The sequence below is a fragment of the Streptomyces xiaopingdaonensis genome, from assembly GCF_000262345.1.
Lineage (GTDB): Bacteria > Actinomycetota > Actinomycetes > Streptomycetales > Streptomycetaceae > Streptomyces > Streptomyces xiaopingdaonensis.
Genome location: NZ_AJTQ01000020.1, coordinates 1 through 19481, shown reverse-complemented (window position 1 = coordinate 19481; position 19481 = coordinate 1). Strand labels below are relative to the sequence as shown.

At 74.0% G+C, this 19481-nt stretch carries 24 protein-coding genes; 9 read left to right on the top strand and 15 right to left on the bottom strand.

The window, feature by feature from the left end:
• Positions 1–310 (bottom strand): helix-turn-helix domain-containing protein (locus tag UWG_RS0101380; RefSeq protein ID WP_033195909.1); only part of this gene is annotated, 310 nt, incomplete at its 3' end.
• A gap of 95 nt (positions 311–405) precedes the next feature.
• Between UWG_RS0101380 and UWG_RS0101375 the strand changes: the two genes are divergently transcribed.
• Positions 406–1161 (top strand): SDR family oxidoreductase, encoded by a 756-nt coding sequence (locus UWG_RS0101375; RefSeq protein WP_029391072.1) that lies wholly within the window; start codon positions 406–408, stop codon positions 1159–1161.
• Positions 1162–1356: 195 nt separating this feature from the next.
• Here UWG_RS0101375 and UWG_RS0101370 read toward each other — a convergent pair whose 3' ends face one another.
• Positions 1357–2295, bottom strand: coding sequence for an alpha/beta fold hydrolase (locus UWG_RS0101370; RefSeq protein WP_016905412.1), 939 nt, complete (start codon positions 2293–2295; stop codon positions 1357–1359).
• 104 nt (positions 2296–2399) lie between these two features.
• Between UWG_RS0101370 and UWG_RS0101365 the strand changes: the two genes are divergently transcribed.
• Positions 2400–3062 carry a TetR/AcrR family transcriptional regulator gene (locus UWG_RS0101365; protein WP_016905411.1) on the top strand — a complete coding sequence of 221 codons (663 nt, stop codon included), beginning with the start codon at positions 2400–2402 and terminating at the stop codon, positions 3060–3062.
• 99 nt (positions 3063–3161) lie between these two features.
• Positions 3162–3536 carry a hypothetical protein gene (locus UWG_RS0101360; RefSeq protein WP_016905410.1) on the top strand — a complete coding sequence of 125 codons (375 nt, stop codon included), beginning with the start codon at positions 3162–3164 and terminating at the stop codon, positions 3534–3536.
• 19 nt (positions 3537–3555) lie between these two features.
• Here UWG_RS0101360 and UWG_RS0101355 read toward each other — a convergent pair whose 3' ends face one another.
• From UWG_RS0101355 to UWG_RS0101335, 5 genes are read right to left on the bottom strand one after another with little or no spacing between them, the layout of a single operon-like run.
• Entirely contained in the window at positions 3556–4353 is a 798-nt protein-coding gene (locus UWG_RS0101355) for a putative hydro-lyase (protein ID WP_016905409.1), read from the bottom strand.
• Between the two features lie 41 nt (positions 4354–4394).
• On the bottom strand, positions 4395–5303 hold the full coding sequence (locus tag UWG_RS0101350; RefSeq protein WP_016905408.1) for a 5-oxoprolinase subunit C family protein: 909 nt from the start codon (positions 5301–5303) through the stop codon (positions 4395–4397).
• A complete protein-coding gene (locus tag UWG_RS0101345) occupies positions 5300–5908 on the bottom strand; it encodes a 5-oxoprolinase subunit B family protein (RefSeq protein ID WP_016905407.1) in 609 nt (202 codons plus the stop codon). Before UWG_RS0101345 ends, UWG_RS0101350 begins: the two co-directional genes overlap by 4 nt.
• Before the next feature lie 6 nt (positions 5909–5914).
• Entirely contained in the window at positions 5915–6679 is a 765-nt protein-coding gene (locus UWG_RS0101340) for a LamB/YcsF family protein (RefSeq protein WP_193386396.1), read from the bottom strand.
• A gap of 39 nt (positions 6680–6718) precedes the next feature.
• Positions 6719–7951, bottom strand: coding sequence for an NRAMP family divalent metal transporter (locus UWG_RS0101335; protein WP_016905405.1), 1233 nt, complete (start codon positions 7949–7951; stop codon positions 6719–6721).
• Between the two features lie 217 nt (positions 7952–8168).
• Here UWG_RS0101335 and UWG_RS0101330 point away from each other — a divergent pair, with 217 nt between their 5' ends.
• Entirely contained in the window at positions 8169–8867 is a 699-nt protein-coding gene (locus tag UWG_RS0101330; RefSeq protein WP_016905404.1) for a GntR family transcriptional regulator, read from the top strand.
• A 346-nt stretch (positions 8868–9213) separates the two neighbouring features.
• Positions 9214–9693 carry a hypothetical protein gene (locus tag UWG_RS29285; RefSeq protein ID WP_016905403.1) on the top strand — a complete coding sequence of 160 codons (480 nt, stop codon included), beginning with the start codon at positions 9214–9216 and terminating at the stop codon, positions 9691–9693.
• Positions 9694–9772: 79 nt separating this feature from the next.
• Here the strand turns inward: UWG_RS29285 and UWG_RS32910 are convergent, their stop codons facing one another.
• Positions 9773–10351, bottom strand: a complete 579-nt coding sequence (locus tag UWG_RS32910; protein WP_157838521.1) for a methyltransferase domain-containing protein — start codon at positions 10349–10351, stop codon at positions 9773–9775.
• 475 nt (positions 10352–10826) lie between these two features.
• Between UWG_RS32910 and UWG_RS0101315 the strand changes: the two genes are divergently transcribed.
• Together UWG_RS0101315 and UWG_RS0101310 are read left to right on the top strand one after the other, a co-directional pair.
• Positions 10827–11243: a CBS domain-containing protein gene (locus tag UWG_RS0101315; protein ID WP_016905402.1), complete on the top strand. Its 417-nt coding sequence runs from the start codon at positions 10827–10829 to the stop codon at positions 11241–11243.
• 151 nt (positions 11244–11394) lie between these two features.
• Positions 11395–11655 carry a CDGSH iron-sulfur domain-containing protein gene (locus tag UWG_RS0101310; protein ID WP_016905401.1) on the top strand — a complete coding sequence of 87 codons (261 nt, stop codon included), beginning with the start codon at positions 11395–11397 and terminating at the stop codon, positions 11653–11655.
• Positions 11656–11659: 4 nt separating this feature from the next.
• Here the strand turns inward: UWG_RS0101310 and UWG_RS0101305 are convergent, their stop codons facing one another.
• The 4 genes from UWG_RS0101305 to UWG_RS0101290 all read right to left on the bottom strand — a co-directional run bounded on the left by UWG_RS0101305 (position 11660) and on the right by UWG_RS0101290 (position 14862).
• On the bottom strand, positions 11660–12694 hold the full coding sequence (locus UWG_RS0101305; protein WP_016905400.1) for an iron-containing redox enzyme family protein: 1035 nt from the start codon (positions 12692–12694) through the stop codon (positions 11660–11662).
• Between the two features lie 140 nt (positions 12695–12834).
• Entirely contained in the window at positions 12835–13632 is a 798-nt protein-coding gene (locus tag UWG_RS0101300) for a GNAT family N-acetyltransferase (protein WP_016905399.1), read from the bottom strand.
• Between the two features lie 136 nt (positions 13633–13768).
• Positions 13769–14338, bottom strand: a complete 570-nt coding sequence (locus tag UWG_RS0101295) for a histidine phosphatase family protein (RefSeq protein ID WP_029391069.1) — start codon at positions 14336–14338, stop codon at positions 13769–13771.
• A gap of 68 nt (positions 14339–14406) precedes the next feature.
• Positions 14407–14862, bottom strand: coding sequence for a GNAT family N-acetyltransferase (locus UWG_RS0101290; RefSeq protein ID WP_016905397.1), 456 nt, complete (start codon positions 14860–14862; stop codon positions 14407–14409).
• A 145-nt stretch (positions 14863–15007) separates the two neighbouring features.
• Between UWG_RS0101290 and UWG_RS0101285 the strand changes: the two genes are divergently transcribed.
• A complete protein-coding gene (locus UWG_RS0101285) occupies positions 15008–15214 on the top strand; it encodes a DUF1918 domain-containing protein (protein WP_016905396.1) in 207 nt (68 codons plus the stop codon).
• Between the two features lie 12 nt (positions 15215–15226).
• Here UWG_RS0101285 and UWG_RS0101280 read toward each other — a convergent pair whose 3' ends face one another.
• The 3 genes from UWG_RS0101280 to UWG_RS0101270 form a co-directional block, all read right to left on the bottom strand.
• On the bottom strand, positions 15227–16402 hold the full coding sequence (locus UWG_RS0101280; RefSeq protein WP_016905395.1) for a GDSL-type esterase/lipase family protein: 1176 nt from the start codon (positions 16400–16402) through the stop codon (positions 15227–15229).
• A 51-nt stretch (positions 16403–16453) separates the two neighbouring features.
• Complete coding sequence (locus UWG_RS0101275; protein WP_016905394.1) at positions 16454–17023, bottom strand: TetR/AcrR family transcriptional regulator; 570 nt, start codon at positions 17021–17023, stop codon at positions 16454–16456.
• A 100-nt stretch (positions 17024–17123) separates the two neighbouring features.
• Positions 17124–18377, bottom strand: coding sequence for a glycoside hydrolase family 10-like protein (locus UWG_RS0101270; RefSeq protein ID WP_016905393.1), 1254 nt, complete (start codon positions 18375–18377; stop codon positions 17124–17126).
• Between the two features lie 226 nt (positions 18378–18603).
• Here UWG_RS0101270 and UWG_RS0101265 point away from each other — a divergent pair, with 226 nt between their 5' ends.
• The gene (locus UWG_RS0101265) at positions 18604–19461 is read left to right on the top strand and encodes a 3-hydroxybutyryl-CoA dehydrogenase (protein ID WP_016905392.1); all 858 of its coding nucleotides are present in this window, start codon (positions 18604–18606) and stop codon (positions 19459–19461) included.
• The last annotated feature ends 20 nt before the right edge of the window (positions 19462–19481 follow it).

Here is a 19481-nt window from a genome sequence, read left to right as displayed (position 1 = left end):
TCGGCACGGCGGCGGCGAGGGGGCGCGGGCCGAGACCGGCGAGCCGGAAGAGGTGCCGGCGGCCGTCCTCGTCGAGCCGCAGGACGGCGGCGAGCGAGTCGAGCACCTGCGCGGACGGCGTGCGTTCGCGACCCTGCTCAAGGCGTACGTAGTAATCGGCGCTGACCCCGGCCAGCAGGGCGACCTCCTCGCGCCGCAGCCCCGGCACCCGGCGGGGCCCGGTGACGGGGAGGTTCGCCTCGCCCGGGGTGACGCGGGCGCGGCCGGCCATGAGGTACGAGCCGAGCTCCGAGCGTGCCATGGCCACCATGCTAGGCAGTGGTCCCCTCGCGCAGCCTGGGTGCGCTGCACCCAGGAGAACGCCGCCCCTCCCGCGGGCGGCCCGACGCGGCCAGTCTCGTCGCCATGACCACACAGAGATCCGAGGCAGCCGGTCGCAAGGTCGTCCTCGTCACCGGGGCAAGCAGCGGAATCGGCGCAGCCGTCGCCGAACGACTCGCGGGCGAAGGGCACCAGGTGGTGGCAGGCGCCCGCCGTCTCGACCGCCTGCGGACGCTCGCGGAGGAGGCGTCCGGGAGCGGCTCCGGCGGCGGCCTGCAACCGGTCCGGCTCGACGTGACCGACCGCGCCGACGTCGCGGCCTTCGTCGATGCCGCCCGCGAGCGCCACGGCCGGGTGGACGCCCTCGTCAACAACGCCGGCATCATGCCGCTTTCGCGGCTCGACTCCCTGCACGTCGACGAGTGGGACCGGATGATCGACGTCAACGTGCGCGGCCTGCTCCACGGCATCGCCGCGGCGCTGCCCGTCTTCGGCGCGCAGGGCCGGGGGCACTTCGTCACGGTCGCGAGCATCGGCGCCCACGAGGTCGTCCCCACCGGCGCCGTCTACTGCGGCACCAAGTACGCGGCTTGGGCGATCAGCGAGGGGCTGCGCCAGGAGGCCGACCCCTCGATCCGGGTCACGACCGTCTCGCCGGGCGTCGTCGAATCCGAGCTCGCCCGCACCATCACGGAGCCGGGGGCCGCCGAGGCGATGCGCACCTACCGCGCGCATGCGCTCGACCCGGCCGCCATCGCGGGCGCCGTCTCGTTCGCGCTCGCGCAGCCGGCGGATGTCGACGTCAACGAGATCGTCGTGCGCCCGGCTCGTCAGCGCTAGACCGGCGGGAGGAGCCGCATGACCCCGTCGCCGACGCCGGCCACGGGGCGGCCCGAGGGCGTCGCAAAAGCGTTCCCGCCTGCGGAATCCTTCACCGGAGCGCGGCTGCTCGCCGCCGCGGCTCGACCGCCCGCCGAGGCGCGCCGACCGCGCCGGCCTCCGGCGACGGTCGCCGCGTCCCGAGCACGGTGTTCGTCAACCGCCCCGCGGGGACGGGGAGTTGTCGGCACCGTCGGCCAGTCGGCGCACCTCCGAGACGACGCGGGGCCAGCAGGGCTCGGGGAGGTCGTGCCCGACACCGGGGAGCAGCGCCAGCCGGGCCCCCGGTATCCGCGCCGCTGTCGCCTCGGCGGCGCGGGGCTTGATCAAGGGGTCGTCGGCGCCGTGCAGCACGAGCGCGGGCCGCGCGATCCGTTCGATGGCGCCGCCGTGCCACACTGCGCCGATCTGCCGGCTCTGCGCCTGCGCGTCGTGGACGCCGCGGTCGGCGTTGCGCTCGGCTGCGGCCCGTGCGGCGCGCTCGTCGAACGGGCGCGAGGGGGAGGCGAGGAGGCGGGAGACGGCAACGCCCGCCTCGACGGCGCCCTCGCGGGTGTCGGGGAACCTGAGCCGCGCGAACCGCAGGAGAGTGGAGAGGCGCACGTACCGCAGGGCGCGCAGCCCCGCGGCGTCGCCCGGCACGGCCGCCATCGAGGTGAGCGTGCGGACGCGCGTCGGGTGCCGCAGTGCGACGCGCTGGGCCACGGCGCCGCCGAGCGAGACGCCGAGCAGGTGCGCCGTCCGCCATCCGAGGGCGTCGAGCACGGCGACCGCGTCGTCGGCCGTCTCCTCGGCTGTGTAGGCGACTTGGCGCCCGCGCACGAGCGCGGAGACGGGGTTGCGCGTGGGGGCGGGCGGCAGGTGCGTCGGCTCGCCGCCGTCCCGCTGGTCGTAGCGGGCGACGGCGAAGCCCTGCGCCGCCAGGAGTCGGCCGAGACCGTCCGGGAACCAGCGCCGGTTCGCGCCGAGCCCCGCGACGAGGAGCAGCGGCTCGCCCTCGCCGCCTTCGGTCAACCGGTCGTAGGCGAGGCGGACGTCGCCGTTCTCCGCCCAGCGCGTCGGGGCCCACGGGCGGTCGGGCGGAGGAGCAGGCACGGGGACTCCCAAAACCGAGAACAGTGTTCGCAGTTTCTATACTAGGCGGCCGGACGTCGGGACGGAAGGGCGGGTGACGAGGCGTGGCCGAAGGAGCGCCGAGCGTGTGGTCGCGTCCGGAGCAGGGCGCACGCGGCCCGGCCGCCGCGTACGGCCGGGCCGAACTCACCGCGGCCGCCGTCGACTTGGCCGACCGCCGCGGTCTGTCCGCGGTGTCCATGCGGCAGGTGGCCGGAGCCCTCGGCACGGGGCAGGCGTCGCTCTACCGCCACCTCTCGGGCCGCGACGACCTGCTCGACCTGATGACGGACGCCGTGACGGGCGAGATCGCACTCGACGTCCCGCTCTCCGGCGACCCCGTCGCCGACCTGCTCGCCCTCGCCCGCCGGACCAGGACGGTGCACCTGCGCCACCCATGGCTCTGCGAAGTCCCCCCGGAGCCCCTGCGGTTGGGGCCGCGCGGGCTCGACTTCCTGGAGTACGCGCTCGCCGCCACGGCACCGGCACCGCTCTCGGGCCGGGCCAGGATGGAGGTCGTCGCGCTGACCAACGCGCTCGTCTCGCTCTTCGCCAGGACCGAACTGGAGGCGCACCAGGGGCGGACGGACCGCCGGGCGGCCCAGGCCGCCTACCTCGCGTCGGCGGCGGAGACCGGAGGCCATCCGCTCGTGGCCGCGGCGATGGCGGAGGCCGACGCCGACGCCGACGTGCGGGCGCTCTTCGAGCGGGGAATGCACCGGGTCCTCACCGGGCTCCTCTCGCGCTGAGGCTCAACCGTCTGCACAGCAGGCGGAGTTGACGCCCATGTTCCTCTGAGTATCCCGACGGATACCGGAGTCCGGCGGCGGCTCCGTAACGTCGACGGCATGAGAAGCCAGGAGACGGACACGACTGCGCGGCGCGCCGACACCCGCCCGAACGCGGCCGATTGGGCCGGACGTGCGGTGCTGGTAGTGGTGCTCGTGGTGGCGGGCGCGTACGCCAGCGTCATCGGGCCGCTTTTCGCGGTAGCGTGTCCTCCCTCTTCTTCGTCATGCGAGGACGGCATCCAAAGCTCGCTGCCGCTCGGCGGCGCGCTGCTGATGGCCTGCGTCCTCCTCGCACCTGCGGTGACGCTCGCCTCCGTCGTCGGCGTCCTCGTGCCGCGCGGCGGCGCCAAGGCGGGAGCGATCGGATTCGCCGCGCTCGTCGGGGTGTTCGTGCTCACGGTCGCCTCCGGGCAGCTAGCCGCGGCCGGTTGAGCCGTCCGCCGACGGGAGCCTACGGAACCTGGAACCCGCTGTCCCGCGCGTCGGTGATCGCCATGTGGCCCGGCGCGTGGCCGATCGCGAAGGACGGGCGCGAATGCATCACGGCCGCCTGCGGGGTGACGCCGCACGCCCAGAAGACCGGGACCTCGCCGGGAGCGACCTCGACCCGGTCGCCGAAGTCCGGCGCGTCCAGGTCGTCGATGCCCAACTCCCCCGGCGCCCCGACGTGGACGGGGGCGCCGTGGACCGCGGGGTACCGCGAGGTGACCCGGACCGCCGTCGCGACCTGGTCGGCGGGGACGGGGCGCATCGAGACGACGAGCGGCCCCGCGAGCGCACCGGCCGGACGGCACGCACGGTTGGTGCGGTACATCGGGACGTTGCTCCCCGCCTCGATGTGCCGGACGGGGACGCCGGCCTCCAGCAGCGCCGCCTCGAAGGTGAAGCTGCACCCGATGAGGAAGGAGACGAGGTCCTCCCGCCACACGCCGGTGACCTCGGTACGCTCCTCGGCCAACTCGCCGTCCCGGTAGACGCGGTAGCCGGGCAGGTCCGTCCTCAGGTCCCCGGCGAATATCGACGCGGCCGTCTCCCCCGGCTCCGTCACGTCGAGGACGGGGCACGAGCGGGGGTTGCGCTGCGCGAAGAGAAGGAAGTCGTACGCCTCCGCGCGGGGCAGGCAGATCAGGTTGGCCTGGGTCCAGCCCGCGCTGTACCCGGAGGTCGGCGCCTTGAGCCCGCCGCGGAAGGCCGCCCGCGCCTGCTCGGGGGCGAGCTCGCGGGGCGCGGGGTTCGGGGTGTCGGTCATCTTGCCCTCACTTCTCTGCCTGTTGGGGTGGGTGCACCGCGTCAGTAGGTGCGGTGGCGCGACGCACGCGACGGGCTCGCGGTGAAGCGGACGCGCTGCCCCGGCCGCGCCTGCGCCGCCCGGTCGACGTCGCGCGAAGCGACGACGGCGATCACGGGGTAGCCGCCCGTGACGGGATGGTCGGCGAGGAAGAGCGTCGGCTGCCCCGAGGGCGGGACCTGGAGCGCACCGGCGACCATCCCCTCGCTCGGCAGCTCCTCGGCGCGTACACGCTCCAACACGGGCCCGTCGAGCCGCATGCCGACGCGGTTGCTCTCCGACGTCACCTCGTACGCACTGCTCAACAGCGCGTCGAGCGCCGCCTGTGTGAACCACTCGGCGCGCGGCCCCGGCACGACACGGAGGGTGAGCTCCCCGGAGACGGGCGCCTCGACAGGCGCCAGGTCGACGCAGGGGAACCGCTCCGGCGGCGGCCCCACGGGCAGCCGGGTCCCCGCGGTGAGGGGGTCGGGGCCGAGCCCGGCGAGGACATCGGTCGCCCGGGAGCCGAGCACCGGATCGACGGCGAGGCCACCACGCACCGCCAGGTAGCTGCGCAGCCCCGACCGCGGTACACCGAGCCGCAGTTCGGCACCCGCCGGCACCCGCACCACCGAGTGGGACGCGGCGGCGGCCCCGTCGACGGTGACGGGGCAGGGCGCACCGGTGACGGCGACGACCACCTCACGCCCGGCACGGACGGCGAGCCCGCCAAGCGTCGCCTCGATCGCCGCCGCGCCCTCGGGGTTGGCCACGAGGCGGTTGGCGAGGCGCAGAGCCCCGCGGTCGGCGGCGCCCGAGGCGCCGACGCCGATGTGCGCGAGGCCGGGTCGGCCGAGGTCCTGGAGCGTGGCGAGCGGGCCCGTCGAGACGACCTCGAGGGCTTCGGGCGCGGGGGCGTCCGTCGTCATGAGACCTCCTCGAAGCGGACGCGGACCCCGGGCCGCAGCAGGGCCGGAGGGTCGCGGTCCACCTGCCACATGGGCAGCTCCGTCCTGCCGATCAACTGCCAACCGCCCGGCGACTCCCGCGGGTAGACGCCGCTGAACTCGCCCGCGAGCCCGACGGCGCCCGCCGGCACGCGCGTCCGCGACTCGGCGCGCCGCGGCACCGTCAACTCCGGTGGCCCGCCCGCGAGGTAGCCGAAGCCGGGCGCGAAGCCGCCGAAGGCGACCGTCCACTCGGCCGCGGTGTGGCGGTCGACCACCTCGCGCCGGGTGAGTCCGGTGAGCTCGGCGACCTCGTCGAGGTCCGCCCCGTCGTAGACGACGGGGACGCGCAGCAGTTCGTCCCCGCCCTGCGACCCCGCCGTGGGCTCGGCGGCACGGACGGCGCGCTCCACACCGCCCGCGTCGGCGTCGGCGGCGAGGTGGAGAAGGAGGGTGCGGGCCGCGGGCACCAGGTCGGTGACGCCCGGCGGCGGCTCCGCCCGGAGAGCGGCGTAGAGCGCCAGGACCTCGTCGAGGTCGGCGAGTTCGACGAGCAGGCCGTGATCGGCGCAGCGCAGGAACCGCAACGCAGGTCACATCTCCCGCTCTGCCGCGAAGGGACGCAGCGCGACGCCCTCGGAGCGCAGCCGGTCGCGTACGGTCTCGGCGATCTGCACGGCACCGGGGCTGTCGCCGTGTACGCACAGCGAGTCGGCGGTGACGCGGAGCGCGGACCCGTCGATCGCGGTGATCGGCTCGCCCGCGGCGATGCGGACGCAGCGGTCGGCGATCTCCTGCGGATCGTGGAGGACGGCCCCCGGTTCGCGGCGCGGGACGAGGGTGCCCTCGGGCGTGTAGGCGCGGTCGGCGAACGCCTCGCGGTGGACCGGGAGTCCGGCTCGCTCGGCCTGCGCCAGCCACTGCGAGCCGGGCAGGCCGAGCACGGCGCACTCCGGGTCCCAGGCCCGCACCGCTTCGACGACGGCGGCGGCCTGTTCGGCGTGGTGCACGAGCGCGTTGTAGAGCGCACCGTGCGGCTTGACGTACCGGACGCGTGTGCCCGAGACGCGGGCGAGGCCGTCGAGCGCGCCGATCTGGTAGAGGACGTCGTTGGTGAGCTCCGGCGGCGGTACGTCGATGAACCTGCGCCCGAACCCGGGGAGATCGCGGTATCCGACCTGGGCGCCGACGGCGACGCCGTGGTGCGCCGCCTGCTCGCACGCGCGGCGGATCACCGTGGCGTCCCCCGCGTGGTAGCCGCAGGCGACGTTGGCGCTGGTGACGATCGCCAGCAGCGCCTCGTCGTCGCCGAGTTCCCAGCGGCCGAAGCCCTCCGCGAGGTCCGAGTTCAGGTCCATGCTCACCTCAGTTCTCCACAGCCCGGCCGTGCCGGGGCACTAGTTCCACAGGTCGGCGATACCGGTGATCGAGTTGGCCCCCAGGTAGACGGTGAGGGCGAAGACCAGGATGCCGACCACCAGCAGCCACCTCGGGTAGCGGTACCCGTGGAGCAGGTCGCGGCGGCGCCAGGCGATCCACATCAGCACCCCGAAGCCGATCGGGAGGATCAGGCCGTTGAGCGCGCCGGCGAGGACCAGCAGCGTCGTCGGGGCCTGGTCGAGGACGAGGAAGACGAGCAGCGAGATCAGGATGAACCCGAGCACGAGCCAGTTCCGCGACCGCTCGAGCCTCGGCCCGAAGCTGGAGACGAAGGAGATCGAGGTGTAGGCGGCACCGATGACCGAAGTGATGCCCGCGGCCCACATCACCATCCCGAAGAGCCGCAGCCCGACCTCGCCCGCCGCGTGCTGGAAGGCAGAGGCCGTCGGGTTGCCCTCGGCGAGCGAGATGCCCCCGCCCACGACACCGAGGAGCGCCAGGAAGAGCAGGACGCGCATGACACCCGTGACGAGCATGGAGACCACCGAGCTGCGGCTGATCTCCTTGATCCGCTCGGGCCCCGAGACACCCGCGTCCACGAGGCGGTGGGCACCGGCGTACGTGATGTAACCGCCGACGGTCCCGCCGATGAGCGTGGTGATCGCAAGGAAGCTGACGGTGTCGGGGAGCACGGCCTGCTTCATCGCCTCGCCGACCGGTGGCTCCGAGACGATCGCGACGTACGCCGTGAGCAGGATCATCAGCCCGCCCAGGGCGACGACGAGCTTGTCCATCGCGGCGCCCGCGCGCTTGCTGAGGAAGATGCCGACGGCGATCAGCGCGGAGAGGGCGCCGCCGATCTTCGTCTCCAGGCCGAACATGGCGTCGAGCCCGAGCGAGGCACCCGCGACGTTGCCGACGTTGAAGACGAGCCCGCCGAAGACGACGAGCGCGGCCATCAGGTACCCGAGGCCGGGCACGACCTTGTTCCCGAGGTCCTGGGCCTTCATCCCCGAGACGCCGATCACGCGCCAGACGTTCAGCTGCACGGCGATGTCGACGACGATCGACAGCAGGATCGCGAAGGCGAAGGCCGCCCCGAGTTCCAGGGTGAACTCGGTGGTCTGGGTGATGAACCCGGGCCCGATCGCGCTCGTCGCCATCAGGAAGACGGCGCCCATGAGCGCGCCGCGCTTCGCCGGCGAGCGGCGGGGCGGCGCTGCCTCGACCTCGTCTATCTCGTCAGCCATGGCTCTCCGATCCACGGGGCACCGCCGGCCGGCGGTGCTGGAGCACTGAAAACCGGCCACGGTGGCGCGGTCCGGCTCAACGTAGAGGATTGTTCAACAATCCTGCAATGGACGGAGCGGAATTTTCTCGGTCGGGGGGCCGAGGCCGCTCGGGACCCGCTGTGAGAATTCCTCGTTACACTGCGCTCCAGGCCGAGTTCGCCGAGATGGGGGGACGATGACCACCACGGACAAGTGGATGGATCTGCTTGCCGACGATCGCCTGCTGCTCGACCGCGCCAGTACCGCGGAGCGGGTCGCCGACATACTCCGGCAGCGGGTGATCGACGGTGCGCTGACGCCCGGTACGCAGCTCTCCGAGGAGGGCGTGGGCAAGGCGCTCGCCGTCTCCCGCAACACCCTGCGTGAGGCGTTCCGCCTGCTCGTCCACGAGCGTCTGGTGGTCCACGAGTTCCACCGCGGGGTCTTCGTCCGGGTGCTCTCCGTGGACGACGTCGTCGACCTCTACCGCGTACGGCGGCTGCTGGAGACGAGCTCGGTGCAGCGCGCCGCCGGGGCGCCGGGGCCGCTGGTGGAGGCGGTCTCCGAAGCCGTCACCGAGGGCGAGCGCGCCGCGTGGGACGAGCGCTGGTGGGACGTCGGCACTGCGAACATGCGCTTCCACGAGGCCCTCGTCGCACTTGCGTGCAGCCCCCGCGCCAACGAGACCATGCGCCAGGTCCTCGCCGAACTCCGCCTCGCCTTCCATGTGATGTCCCGCCCCCGCGAGTTCCACGAGCCCTACCTCGGCCTCAACCGCGAGATCGCCGACCTCCTCGCCGCTGCCTCCTGGCGCACGGCCGCCGAGCGGCTCGACGCCTACTTCGACGCCGCCGAGACCCAGCTCGTCGAGGGGTACGGCTCGTACCGGGCATGAAGGGCCCCGGCGGTCGCCCGGCTCGGCGGGCCTCCTGGCGGCCGGCGAGACGACGGTCGCGCGGCGTCTCTCCCGCCGCCTCGGCCTGCGCTGCTACAGCGCGCACGCCCACACCCGGGAGCACCGCGACCGCGCACTCGCCGCCGGCCACGAGGCCGCGGACCACCGGGAGTCGACGCCGCGCGAGGCGCGGTGGCGTGCGTCGGACAGGCGGCTCCTCGCCGAGTCGCTGCACCGCGAGCGCGGTGCGACGGTCGAGGAGGACCTCGCGCGCCTCTCCGCCGCCCCGCTCGTCCGCGCCGAGAGGACTCCCCTGACGCCGGCCGCGGTCGGCGTCGAGCGCGCCGTGTGGCTCCTCCCGACCGCCGCGGTGCGGCAGCGGCGGCTCCGTCGGCGGGGACTGGGGCCGGGCCAAGGCGCCTTCCGCCTCTACGAGTTGCTGCGCCGTGACGTCGCGGCGGAGGTTGCGGCCGCGGGCGGCGCCGTCGTGCACGTGGACGGTGAGCACGGCGCGGAGGCGACGTCGACGCAGGTGCACGCGGAGCTGGAGCAGCCGCTGGCGGCCGGGCCGCACGCGCGGGATCCGGCGGGTCGGCGCGGGTTGGCGAGGTATGCCGACCGTGCACTCGTCGTGCAGTACCGACAGTTCTTTGCGCGGCCGTGGGCACCGGTGCGGGAGTCGGTACGGCTCACCCTGTGCTGCGAGTGCGGGGCCGCCGGATGCCTCGCCGACGTCGAGCGCAACCTCGCCCCGCTGCCCGTCGGTTGGGAGGAGCGGGGGCCGCTCGTGGCGACGGCGCAGGGGCACCGCGCCCTCCGGGTGTGACGGCCTCGAGCGCGTCCGGAGGCGAGCACCGCGGTGCGGCGCAGCGCCAACTCGCCGCCGGGTGCGGCGAATCGACGGCTCAGTCGCACGAAGGCGTGCTGCGCCCCCTCCTGTACGGCCCGAGGTCGGGCGCGCAGTACGTGGCCCGTTGAGCGGACGCCCGCGGCCCGGGCTCCCACCACTCCGCGTGGGCCGTGCGGTGTGTCCAACGCAGCGTCGCACAGCGGACGTCGGAGAGCCCGGCGGCGTCCGCGAGCTTCCCGACCCCCTCTCCGGTACGGGCGAACTCCTCCCCCTTCGCCAACCGTGGCCGCTCTCCGGCGCCGGCCTCGTCGAGGGCGCGGCCGACGAGCGCCTGTCCGGCGGCGGGCGGCGCCGCCCGGACCGTCGCGGCGAAGCGGCCGCCCCTGCGCACCACGCGCCGCATCTCCCGGAACGCGGCCCGGGGGCGTGCCACGTGGTTGACGACGAAGTTGGCAACCGCCGCGTCGAAAACCCCGCTGCGGAAGGGGAGTTCGGGCAGCGCGCCGACGAGCAGCGGCGTCCCCGGCAGGGCGTCGGCAGCACGCGCAGCCATGTCGGGCCCGGCGTCGAGCGCGACGACGGCGGCGCCCCGCGCACGGATACCGCGGGCTGCCGCACCGGCGCCGGTGCCCACGTCGAGCGCCGCATCCCCGCACCGACCACCATGCAACGGTCGGCCGACGGAAGCCGCTCGTGGGGCAGCGGCAAGCCTCCGCGGCATCGTCCGCCTCGTCGGCAGGTCGTCGCCCGGAGCGTCCCGCGACCGGCCCGGAGCCGGAGCACGGCTCGTCGTCGTGTGTACCGAGCCTGAGGCACCGTCCGACCAACAACGGTGCGAGGAAAGGGGCTTGCACCGCATACGCACCCCGCACCCGTCGCGCAGCTCGCAGCAGCCTGAGCGTGTTTCGGCCCGGGACCGACGGGCACCCGTCCGCCAGGCCGTCCCAGCCGGAGCGCAGGGCGCTGCGTCGTCAGGCCGCCGCGCCGCGGGCTGGGGCCCGCGCCCGCCCGGACCGGAACCGGCGCGGGGGCGCAAAAACGAAGTGAGCAGGGGAAGTTGGCCGGCACCGCGAGCACGGGCGCCGGCCGTCCCCGTGGAGGTGAGCACCATGACCGTGGCACGCGACGTGATGTCCCCCGGCGCGGTCTGCGTACAGAGCGACGAGACCGCAGGTGACGCAGCGCGCCTCATGGCTCAGCACGGCCTCGGCGCCCTGCCCGTCTGCGGCAAGGACAACAAGCTGAAGGGCGTGGTCACCGACCGCGACCTCGTGACGAAGGTGCTGGCTCCCGGCCGCGACCCGGGAGGCATGGCCGCGGGCAGCCTCAACCAGGCCGAGGCCGTGACCGTCGGCGCGGACGACGACGCCGGGGAGGTGCTCGACACGATGACCCAGCACAAGGTCCGCCGGCTCCCGGTGATCGACGGCGACGCGCTCGTCGGCATGATCGCCCTCGCCGACATCGCCCACACGCTCCCCGAGTCCGAGACGGGGCGCCTCGTCGAAGCCGTCTCCGCAGACTGAACAGCGACGGAAGCGAGCGCCGGGACCGCGGGCCGGACGGACGGCCCGCGGTCCTGACGTGTTTGCCTCCGCTTCTCGCAGGTACCCGGGCGGGGAGCCCGCCGGGTCGAGCCGGCGGCAGACCGGTCCGCAGAGGAGTGGGTGATCGACGGTGCCGAACGCTCCGCAGCACGAGCCCGACCGCGACCGCACGGCCGGCGACGCGGACGCCCGGCGCGTCATGATCGACCCGGCCGGCCCGCTGCTCGTGGAAGGCCCCGTGGAGATCGCGCTCCCCGACGGCGGGACCGCGCATTCCGACCGCTTCATGGTGGCGCTCTGCACCTGCCACCGCAGCGCCGACTTTCCCTGGTGCGACACGAGCCACCGCCGCCGCCCGTGCCGCCGGGAGAGGAAGCGTTCCGCGGAGTAGGGGGTCAGTCGGCGAGGGGCCGCCGGAGCGAGGAGGCGCCCTCGTCCCAGGCACGCGTCAGGTGCGCGGCGAACCGGTCCTCCATCAACTCCGCCGCCTGGAGGCCGAGTACGACGTCCCCGGCGAGGTGCGGCTCCTCGTCGAGGAGGCCGTCCACCACATCCCGCCGCATGAGCTGTTCGTGGACCGCGTCGGCCGACACGTGTTCCCGGTAGAAGTGCACGCACTCCTCCGGTGCCTCCAGCTCTTCCAGAGCGCGGGCCAGGCGGGCGCACGCGGGAGAGGAGGTGATCTCGACCGCGGCGTAGTGCCCGACCATCGCGCCCCGCAGCGAGCGGTGGAGGCCGAAGAGGCTCATCGTGTTGACGATCGCGAGCGCGGGAGCCGAGGCATGCTCGAGGTAACGCAGGTATCCGGCGTCGAGCCCCGCACCCGTCAGCAGGTCCGCGTAGAGGCGGGCGTGGACGCGGGTCTCGTGTCCGGCGCCGAACTCGTCGAACTCCACGGCGACGAGGCCCGACTTGGCGCGTCCGCCGAGGCGCGGGATCACCCAGAGCTGCGGGTCCGCCTCCTTGAGGTGGTAGACGGAGCGGTGTGTGAGGAACTCCTGCATCTGCCACCAGCTACGGTCGTCGAGGAGCCGCCCCGAGAGTCCGGCGGCGCCCTCGGGCTCGGTGAGGAGGGCGGCGAGCGCGTTCTGCACGTCGTCTCCCCCGCTGACGGAGGAGCGGACGCCCGCCAGGAACTTCCGCTCCGCCGCCGAGCGCATCGCCAGCAGCCCCGGGTCCCACTCCCACTCCGGGTCGACGCCTGCGAGGCCGCGGTAGTGCAGCTCGTAACAGAGGTAGAGGGTCAGCTGGAGGTCCTCGCCGAACGGGTCGGCGCCGTCGACGAGGCCCTCCCAGTCGGCGAGCCGGCTGCCGGCGGGCCCGGCGCCGAGCACACCGACCAGCAGCTCCGAGAGCGGGCCTCGGGGCTCCGGCAGGGGGACGAGGCCGTCGGTCTGCGGGGTTGCGGAGGGCGCGTCTGCTGTCTTCATGGCGGACTCCCGGCACCGGTGGTGGTCGGCGCGCGCGTACCACCCGGCGCGCGCCCCGCTGTGCGACCGTCCGAAACGGCCGCGCAGCCTACGGACCCCGAGTTCCTCGGTCCCGGTGCGGCAAACCCGGGGCCGGCCTTCTACGGCGCGTAAGGGGTCGTCGTCGTGAGCCGGACGAAGCCGAGCCGCTCCAGGATGGGCCGGCTCTCCTCGGACGCGTCGACGTACAGGTAGGTGTACCCCCGCTCGACGGCGACGGCGGCCCGATGCGCGACGAGGGCGCGATAGACGCCGCGCCCGCGCCACCCGGGGAGGGTTCCGCCGCCCCAGAGCCCCGCGAAGCGCCCCCGCGGCGGCAGCTCCAACCGCGCCGCGCTCACGGGCCCCCGCGGCCCCTCGGCCGTGACGACGACCGTCTCCGCGTACAACCCCGTCTCCCCGGCGGCGAGTTGGGAGGCGAGCCGGTCCCGCAGCCCCGGCATGGGCCGGCCGAAGGCGCGCTCGTGCACCTCGCAGACCGCGTCGAGGTCGCCCGGACCCGCCGTGCGTATGCGCACCCCCTCGGGCAGCGCCTCGGGGACGGCTGTCGCCGCCGCCGGCGCGACCATCACCGTCTCCGGCGTACCCGGGCGCAGACCCGCAGCGCGGAGGACGTCCGGCAGGTGCGCCGGGCGGTCGTGGGCGTACAGCTTCCACTCGAAGCCGTGCCCCAGTCCGGTCAGATACGCGCACTGCTCGCGTACGACGCGGTCCGCGTCCTCGGCACCGAGATCGCTGTGGAGGACGGCGTTGCTCTCGCCGGGGCCGCCGACCTGGCGGACGACGCCGCCCACCGCCTCCACCCGCGCGCCCGGCACGTCGGGCGCCGCTCCCCGCCGGACCTCCGCGTCGAACTCCGCGAGCAGCGCGGCCCGTTCGTCCTGCAGCTCACTCGTCATGGCCCTCCTCCGCCGCCGTCCGGCCCGTCTTCGAGCCGCGCAGCGCAGCCAACACCGGGGCGCGAAGGGCCGCAACCGAAATACGCGCCTCAACTCCCCTTGCGTACCGCCCTGTTGGCGATCAGGACCACGAAGCTCACGCCTCCAGCCCGAGGCTCCAGTCCCCCGCCCTCCCGACGAGCGAGACGGAGCTGAGCGGGTTGGCCTCGATCCGCCAGTACGCGTGCGGCGGCGCCTTGAGCGCGTAGCACAGGGCGGCCCGCACGACCGCCGGCTCCGCCACGGCGACGATCCAGCCCGTCTCACCGGGCGGACGGGTGTCGAGCCATCCTCCGATCCGCTGGATGAAGCCGAGGAGCGACTCCCCGCCGTGCGCCGTGCTGCGCGGGTCGGCGACCCACTGGTCGACCGAGTGCGGCTCGACGGCCGCGACCTCCTGGAGCGTGTAGCCGCGCCAGCGGCCCATGTCGCAGTCGCGCAGGGCCGGTTGGGCGAGCGGGGCGAGTCCGAGGAGGTCGCCGGTCTCGCGGCAGCGGGGCGACGGCGAGCAGTAGCGCATCTCCGCCGCCGCGAGGTGCGCGAGGAGCGGGACCCTGCGGCGCACCTCGTGCCACCCGGGTTGGTCGAGCGGACGCTCGTCGTCGAAGCGCACGTCGAGCAGGCTCGAACTCCGCCCCGCCGCAAGCAGCGTCACACGAAGGTGCATCGGCCGATACTAGGCGCGGCACGCCGGTTGTTCGAGACCCCGTCGGCAGTTCGGGAGCCGTACGGGGGTCAGGTTTTCGTGCCCCCGAAGGCGGCCATCCACCGCTCGGGGTCGGCGAGTCGGGAGAAACCGCTCTTACGGTAGAGACCGTGCGCGTCCTCGGTGCACAGCAGGGTCCGCCGCACGCCGTACTCCTGCAGTCGCGCACGCACGGCCGCGACGAGCGCCGTCCCCACGCCTGCACCGCGCGCACCGCGTTCCACGTAGACGTCGCAGAGCCACGCGAACGTCGCGCCGTCCGTGACGACCCGCGCGTACGCCACCTGCTCCCCCGAACCGGCGTCGTACACACCGAAGTTGAGCGAGCCGTCGATCGCCCGGTCCTGTGTCTCCCGGGGACGCCCCAGCGCCCAGTACGCGTCCCGCGAGAGCCAGCCGTGGACCTTGTCGCGGTCCAACCTGTCCGTGTCCAGCGAGAGTTCGTAGGGCGCCGGGAAGGTCGGCTGCTCGTCCATGGCGGCCATCGTGCCACGCTCCCCGCCGGGCAGCCACGCTGCGTGAACGCGACGGGGCCCGCCCGCCGCCGTAGCCTGGAGGAGAGCCATCCGCCGGCCACGCGACCGTGCGGTCGCGGTCCGCCGGCCCCTGCGAGCGGCAAGGAGGACTTCGATGCAGGCGACAGCAGGCGACCGGCTCCTGATGCACGGCAGGGCGGTCGGACAGCACGACCGCGCCGCGCAGGTCCTGGAGGTCCTCGGCACGGAGGGCGCGCCGCCGTACCGCGTGCGCTTCGAGGACGACGGCCACGAAGCCGTCGTCGCGCCGGGACCCGACTGCGTCAAGGAGACACCGAACCAGCCGCGCCCCAACCGCTGAGCAGGGGCGGCTTCAGCCCCTGCCGGCGAACACCCCGTCGCCGGCGAAGACGCGTTCGGCGAAGCGCTCGCCGATGCGGCGGTGCGTGGTCGCGTCCGGGTGGAGACCGTCGGGGAGCGGCAGTTCGGACGCGTCCGCCTCGCCGTAGAGGTCGCGCCCGTCGAGGTAGGCGAGGTGCGCGTCCTCGACCGCCCGCTGCTCGACGATCCGGGACAGCTCCTCGCGCACGACGTTGAGCGTGAGCTTCCCCGCGGCCCGCGCCTCCGGGTCGCCCGTCGCCCGGAACCGCAGCCGCCCCTCGGCCACCAGGGAGAAGTCGGGTTCGGCCGGCCCCGGGGTGTCCTCGTGTATCGGGCACAGCAGGGGCGAGACCACCAGCAGCGGCGTCGTCGGGTGCCCCTCGCGGATCGTGTCGAGGAACCCGTGGACGGCGGGGACGAAGGCGCGCAGCCGCATCAGGTCCGCGTTGACGAGGTTGATGCCGATCTTGACGCTGATCATGTCGGCGGGGGTGTCCCTGAGCGTCCGCGCCGTGAACGGGTCGAGGAGGGCGCTGCCGCCGTAGCCGAGGTTGACGAGCTCCACGCCGCCGAGGGAGGCGGCGAGCGCGGGCCAGGTGGTCGTCGGACTCGCGGCGTCGGAGCCGTGGCTGATCGAACTGCCGTGGTGGAGCCAGACGTTGCGCCCGCGGTCGGCTGCCGGCTCGACGGGTGCGTCGGTGCGCAGGGCCACGAGCTCCGTCGCCTCGTTGTGCGGCAGCCAGATCTCGACGTCCTTCGCGCGGGCGGGCAGGCCGTCGAAGCGGAGGGTGCCGATCGGCCCGGAACGGGTCTCCGCGGTTCCGGCGGCCATGTCGATCACCAGGGTGTTCCCGCCCACCACGCTGCCCTGATCCGCCAGGCGGCCGTCGACGAGCAGGTCGTAGACGCCGTCCGGACGCGGCGGGGCGCCCACGTAGGCGCGCTTGGTGGGAAGGGTGTCGAGCTCGATCGCGGTGGCCCGGGTCCGGAAGACGAGCCGCACGCCCGACGTCTGGGCCTCGGCCATGAGGAGCTGCCCGTCGGCGCCCCGCGCGCGGGCGTGCGCCGGCAGCCTGTGCGGGCGGACGCCCTGGTCGGTGTAGTCCAACTCCAGGGCCCCGCGTACGAGTTCGGGAGTCAGAGGGGTGGTGGTCCAGTCGTTGCTCATTGCCTCAGCCTGTCGGTCAGGGGCTCCGTCCGCCGCGGACGGAGGCAAAGGTCAGGGAGTGGGACGCTGCCGTAGCAGCGCGTCGAGGCGGTCGAGGGCCCAGGTCCAGGACTCCTCGGCGGAGACAGCGGTGTGTTCGAACCCGCCGGACGCCTCCAGGCTGATGTAGCCGTGGAAGACGCTGCCCAACAGCCGGACGGCATGCGTCTCTTCGGGCTCGGTCAGGTCGTAGCCGCGCAGGATCGCGCGGGTCATCTGCGCGTGTTTCACGCCGGCGCTCCTCGCCGCCGTCTCGGGGTCGAGACGCAGGCGCGCCGCTGCGTAGCGCCCGGGATGCTCTCTTGCGTAGTCGCGGTAGGCGTGGGCGAACGCGGCGAGCGCGTCCCTGCCCGCGCGGCCCGCGAGGGCGTCGGCGACGCGGTCGGCGAGTTCGTCGAGCGCGAGGAGGGCGATCCTCGTCCTGAGGTCGTGCGAACCCTTGAGGTGCGAGTACAGACTCGCGACCTTGACGTCGAACCGCCGCGCCAGCGCCGAGACCGTCACGTGCTCGAAGCCGACCTCGTCGGCGAGTTCCGCGCCCGCCTCGGCGAGGCGCTCGGCCGTGAGTCCTGCGCGTACCATAAGGCGCCTCCCGTTTTCCGACAGCCACTATGCATCTACCTAATGCATTTAGGCAAACGGGAGACGGCCCACGCCCGCCGCGGGACGGGGGCCGGCACGTCTAGCGGAGCATCGCGCGGTGCCGGTAGTGGTCGCGGACGACGGCGTCCATAGCCCCGATCACGTCCTGCGAGACCTCCAGCGCGGAGAAGAAGGAGTGCCCCCGCACCTCGGGGAGCCGTCGGCAGAGGGAGAGGTGGCGCGAGAGCTCGTCCGGGTCCTGCCACTCGGCGGACTGCTCCGGGTCACCGGCCTTGTAGAGGGCCTCGCCCACGTAGAGGTCGACGCCCGTACCGCGCACCGTCCGCGCCCACCAGCGCGCCAACTCCGCGTAGTCGGCGGCGGGGAAGCCGATGTTCCAGTAAAGCTGCGGGACGAGGTAGTCGACCCACCCCCTGCGCGCCCACTTCCGGGTGTCCGCGTACAGGTCGTCGTACGTCGTGACCCCCGCCTCCGTCGCCGACCCCCGCGGATCGGCGGCTGCGTTCCGCCAGACGCCGAAGGGGCTGACGCCGAAGCGCACCCGCGGCCGCAGCCGCCGCACCCGCAGCGCCGTCTCCCGAACGAGCAGGTCGACGTTGGCCCGGCGCCAGGAGGCGACGTCGGGGAAGCCGCGGCCGTACTCGGCGAACGCCGCCGCGTCGTCGAACTCCTCGCCCTCGACCGGGTAGGGGTAGAAGTAGTCGTCCCAGTGGACGCCGTCGAGCGGATGCCGGCGGACCGCGTCGACCATCGCCACCTGCACGAACCGCCGCACCTCGGGGATGCCCGGGTTGTAGTAGAGCTGCCCGCCGTAGGAGACGGCCCACTCGGGGTGCAGGCGTGCGGGGTGGCCGGCGGCGAGCCGCGACGGATCGTCGTGCAGCGCGATGCGGTACGGGTTGAACCACCCCTCGATCCGCAGCCCCCTCCGGTGCGCCTCCCGGACGGCGAACTCGACGGGGCGCCAGCCGGGGTCGCGCCCCTGCTCCCCGGTGAGCCACTCCGACCACGGCTCGTACGGCGATTCCCACAGCGCGTCGGCGGTCGGACGGACCTGGAAGTAGACGGTGTTGAGGCGGCGCTCGACCGCCGCGTCGAGATGGGCGAGGAGCTCGGCCCGCTGCTCGGCCGGCGGGAGCCCCGGGGAGCTCGGCCAGTCGCGGTTGTCGACGGTCGCGAGCCACATGGCGCGCACCTCCGTCGCCCCGTGCCCGGCCGTTCCGCTCCCCGCGCCGCGCTCCGCCGCGGCGGCCGGCGGCGCGAGGGCACCGGTGAGGCCCGCCGCGGCGCCGAGGCCGCCGGCCGCGAAGGTTCTTCGTGTGAGATGACCCATGGGTTCCCCTCGTTCCTGGCCTCCCCGTTGAGGCCGCGCGGCAGATCATCGGCGCCCGCACCCAGCACGGACAACCCCGCGTGCACACCCGCACGCGGAGCGCTGCGTGCCGCGGGCCACACCCGGCGCGTGTGCGGGCAGAGTTCGGGGGTAACGTCGGGCGGCGAGACGGCGCGGGCCCGACCTGCGTCGGTGCAGGGGACCAGAGAGCAGCGAAAGGCACGATGTGACCGACATCGAACGCGTCGGAGTGGTGGGCTGTGGCCAGATGGGCGCCGGCATCGCCGAGGTCTGCGCCCGGGCCGGCCTGGAGGTCAAGGTCGCCGAGACCACGGGGGAGGCGCTGGAGTTCGGCCGTACACGGCTGGTGAACTCCCTGGAGAAGGCCGCGGAGCGCGGGAAGCTCGGCGCGGAGGAGCGGGACGCCGTCCTCGACCGCCTCACCTTCACCACCGACCTGGGCGACTTCGCCGACCGCGACCTGGTCATCGAGGCGGTGATCGAGAGCGAGCAGGTGAAGACGGAGATCTTCCAGGTCCTCGACCAGGTCGTCGTGCGCCCCGACGCGATCCTCGCCTCCAACACCTCCTCGATCCCGCTGGTGAAGCTCGCCGTGGCCACCTCCCGCCCGGACCAGGTCATCGGCATCCACTTCTTCAACCCCGCCCCCGTGCAGAAGCTCGTCGAGCTCATCCCCGCGCTGACCACCGGCGAGGAGACGATCCGCCGCGCCGAGGCCGCCGTCGGGGAGCTCCTCGGCAAGCACACGATCAGGGCGCAGGACCGGTCGGGCTTCGTCGTCAACGCGCTGCTCATCCCGTACCTTCTCTCCGCCATACGGATGTTCGAGTCCGGGATCGCCAGCCGGGAGGACATCGACGACGGCATGGAGCTCGGCTGCGCCCATCCCATGGGCCCGCTCAAGCTCTCCGACCTCATCGGCCTCGACACCGTCGCCTCGGTCGCCGACTCCATGTACGCCGAGTTCAAGGAGCCGCTCTACGCCGCTCCCCCGCTGCTCCAGCGGATGGTCGACGCGGGCCGCCTCGGCCGCAAGGCGCAGGCCGGGTTCTACACGTACTGACCTTCCGGGGTGCCGCGGGC

What these genes read in the sequence shown, in the direction of transcription:
- UWG_RS0101340 (WP_193386396.1), bottom strand. Translation starts at nt 6,679, where the DNA reads ATGGACCTGAACTCGGACCTCGCGGAGGGCTTCGGCCGCTGGGAACTC.
- UWG_RS0101350 (WP_016905408.1), bottom strand. Translation starts at nt 5,303, where the DNA reads ATGACGACGGACGCCCCCGCGCCCGAAGCCCTCGAGGTCGTCTCGACG.
- UWG_RS0101375 (WP_029391072.1), top strand. Translation starts at nt 406, where the DNA reads ATGACCACACAGAGATCCGAGGCAGCCGGTCGCAAGGTCGTCCTCGTC.
- UWG_RS0101285 (WP_016905396.1), top strand. Translation starts at nt 15,008, where the DNA reads ATGCAGGCGACAGCAGGCGACCGGCTCCTGATGCACGGCAGGGCGGTC.
- UWG_RS0101330 (WP_016905404.1), top strand. Translation starts at nt 8,169, where the DNA reads ATGACCACCACGGACAAGTGGATGGATCTGCTTGCCGACGATCGCCTG.
- UWG_RS0101270 (WP_016905393.1), bottom strand. Translation starts at nt 18,377, where the DNA reads ATGGGTCATCTCACACGAAGAACCTTCGCGGCCGGCGGCCTCGGCGCC.
- UWG_RS0101360 (WP_016905410.1), top strand. Translation starts at nt 3,162, where the DNA reads ATGAGAAGCCAGGAGACGGACACGACTGCGCGGCGCGCCGACACCCGC.
- UWG_RS0101300 (WP_016905399.1), bottom strand. Translation starts at nt 13,632, where the DNA reads ATGACGAGTGAGCTGCAGGACGAACGGGCCGCGCTGCTCGCGGAGTTC.
- UWG_RS0101335 (WP_016905405.1), bottom strand. Translation starts at nt 7,951, where the DNA reads ATGGCTGACGAGATAGACGAGGTCGAGGCAGCGCCGCCCCGCCGCTCG.
- UWG_RS0101280 (WP_016905395.1), bottom strand. Translation starts at nt 16,402, where the DNA reads ATGAGCAACGACTGGACCACCACCCCTCTGACTCCCGAACTCGTACGC.
- UWG_RS0101295 (WP_029391069.1), bottom strand. Translation starts at nt 14,338, where the DNA reads ATGCACCTTCGTGTGACGCTGCTTGCGGCGGGGCGGAGTTCGAGCCTG.
- UWG_RS0101305 (WP_016905400.1), bottom strand. Translation starts at nt 12,694, where the DNA reads ATGAAGACAGCAGACGCGCCCTCCGCAACCCCGCAGACCGACGGCCTC.
- UWG_RS0101275 (WP_016905394.1), bottom strand. Translation starts at nt 17,023, where the DNA reads ATGGTACGCGCAGGACTCACGGCCGAGCGCCTCGCCGAGGCGGGCGCG.
- UWG_RS0101290 (WP_016905397.1), bottom strand. Translation starts at nt 14,862, where the DNA reads ATGGCCGCCATGGACGAGCAGCCGACCTTCCCGGCGCCCTACGAACTC.
- UWG_RS0101355 (WP_016905409.1), bottom strand. Translation starts at nt 4,353, where the DNA reads ATGACCGACACCCCGAACCCCGCGCCCCGCGAGCTCGCCCCCGAGCAG.
- UWG_RS0101315 (WP_016905402.1), top strand. Translation starts at nt 10,827, where the DNA reads ATGACCGTGGCACGCGACGTGATGTCCCCCGGCGCGGTCTGCGTACAG.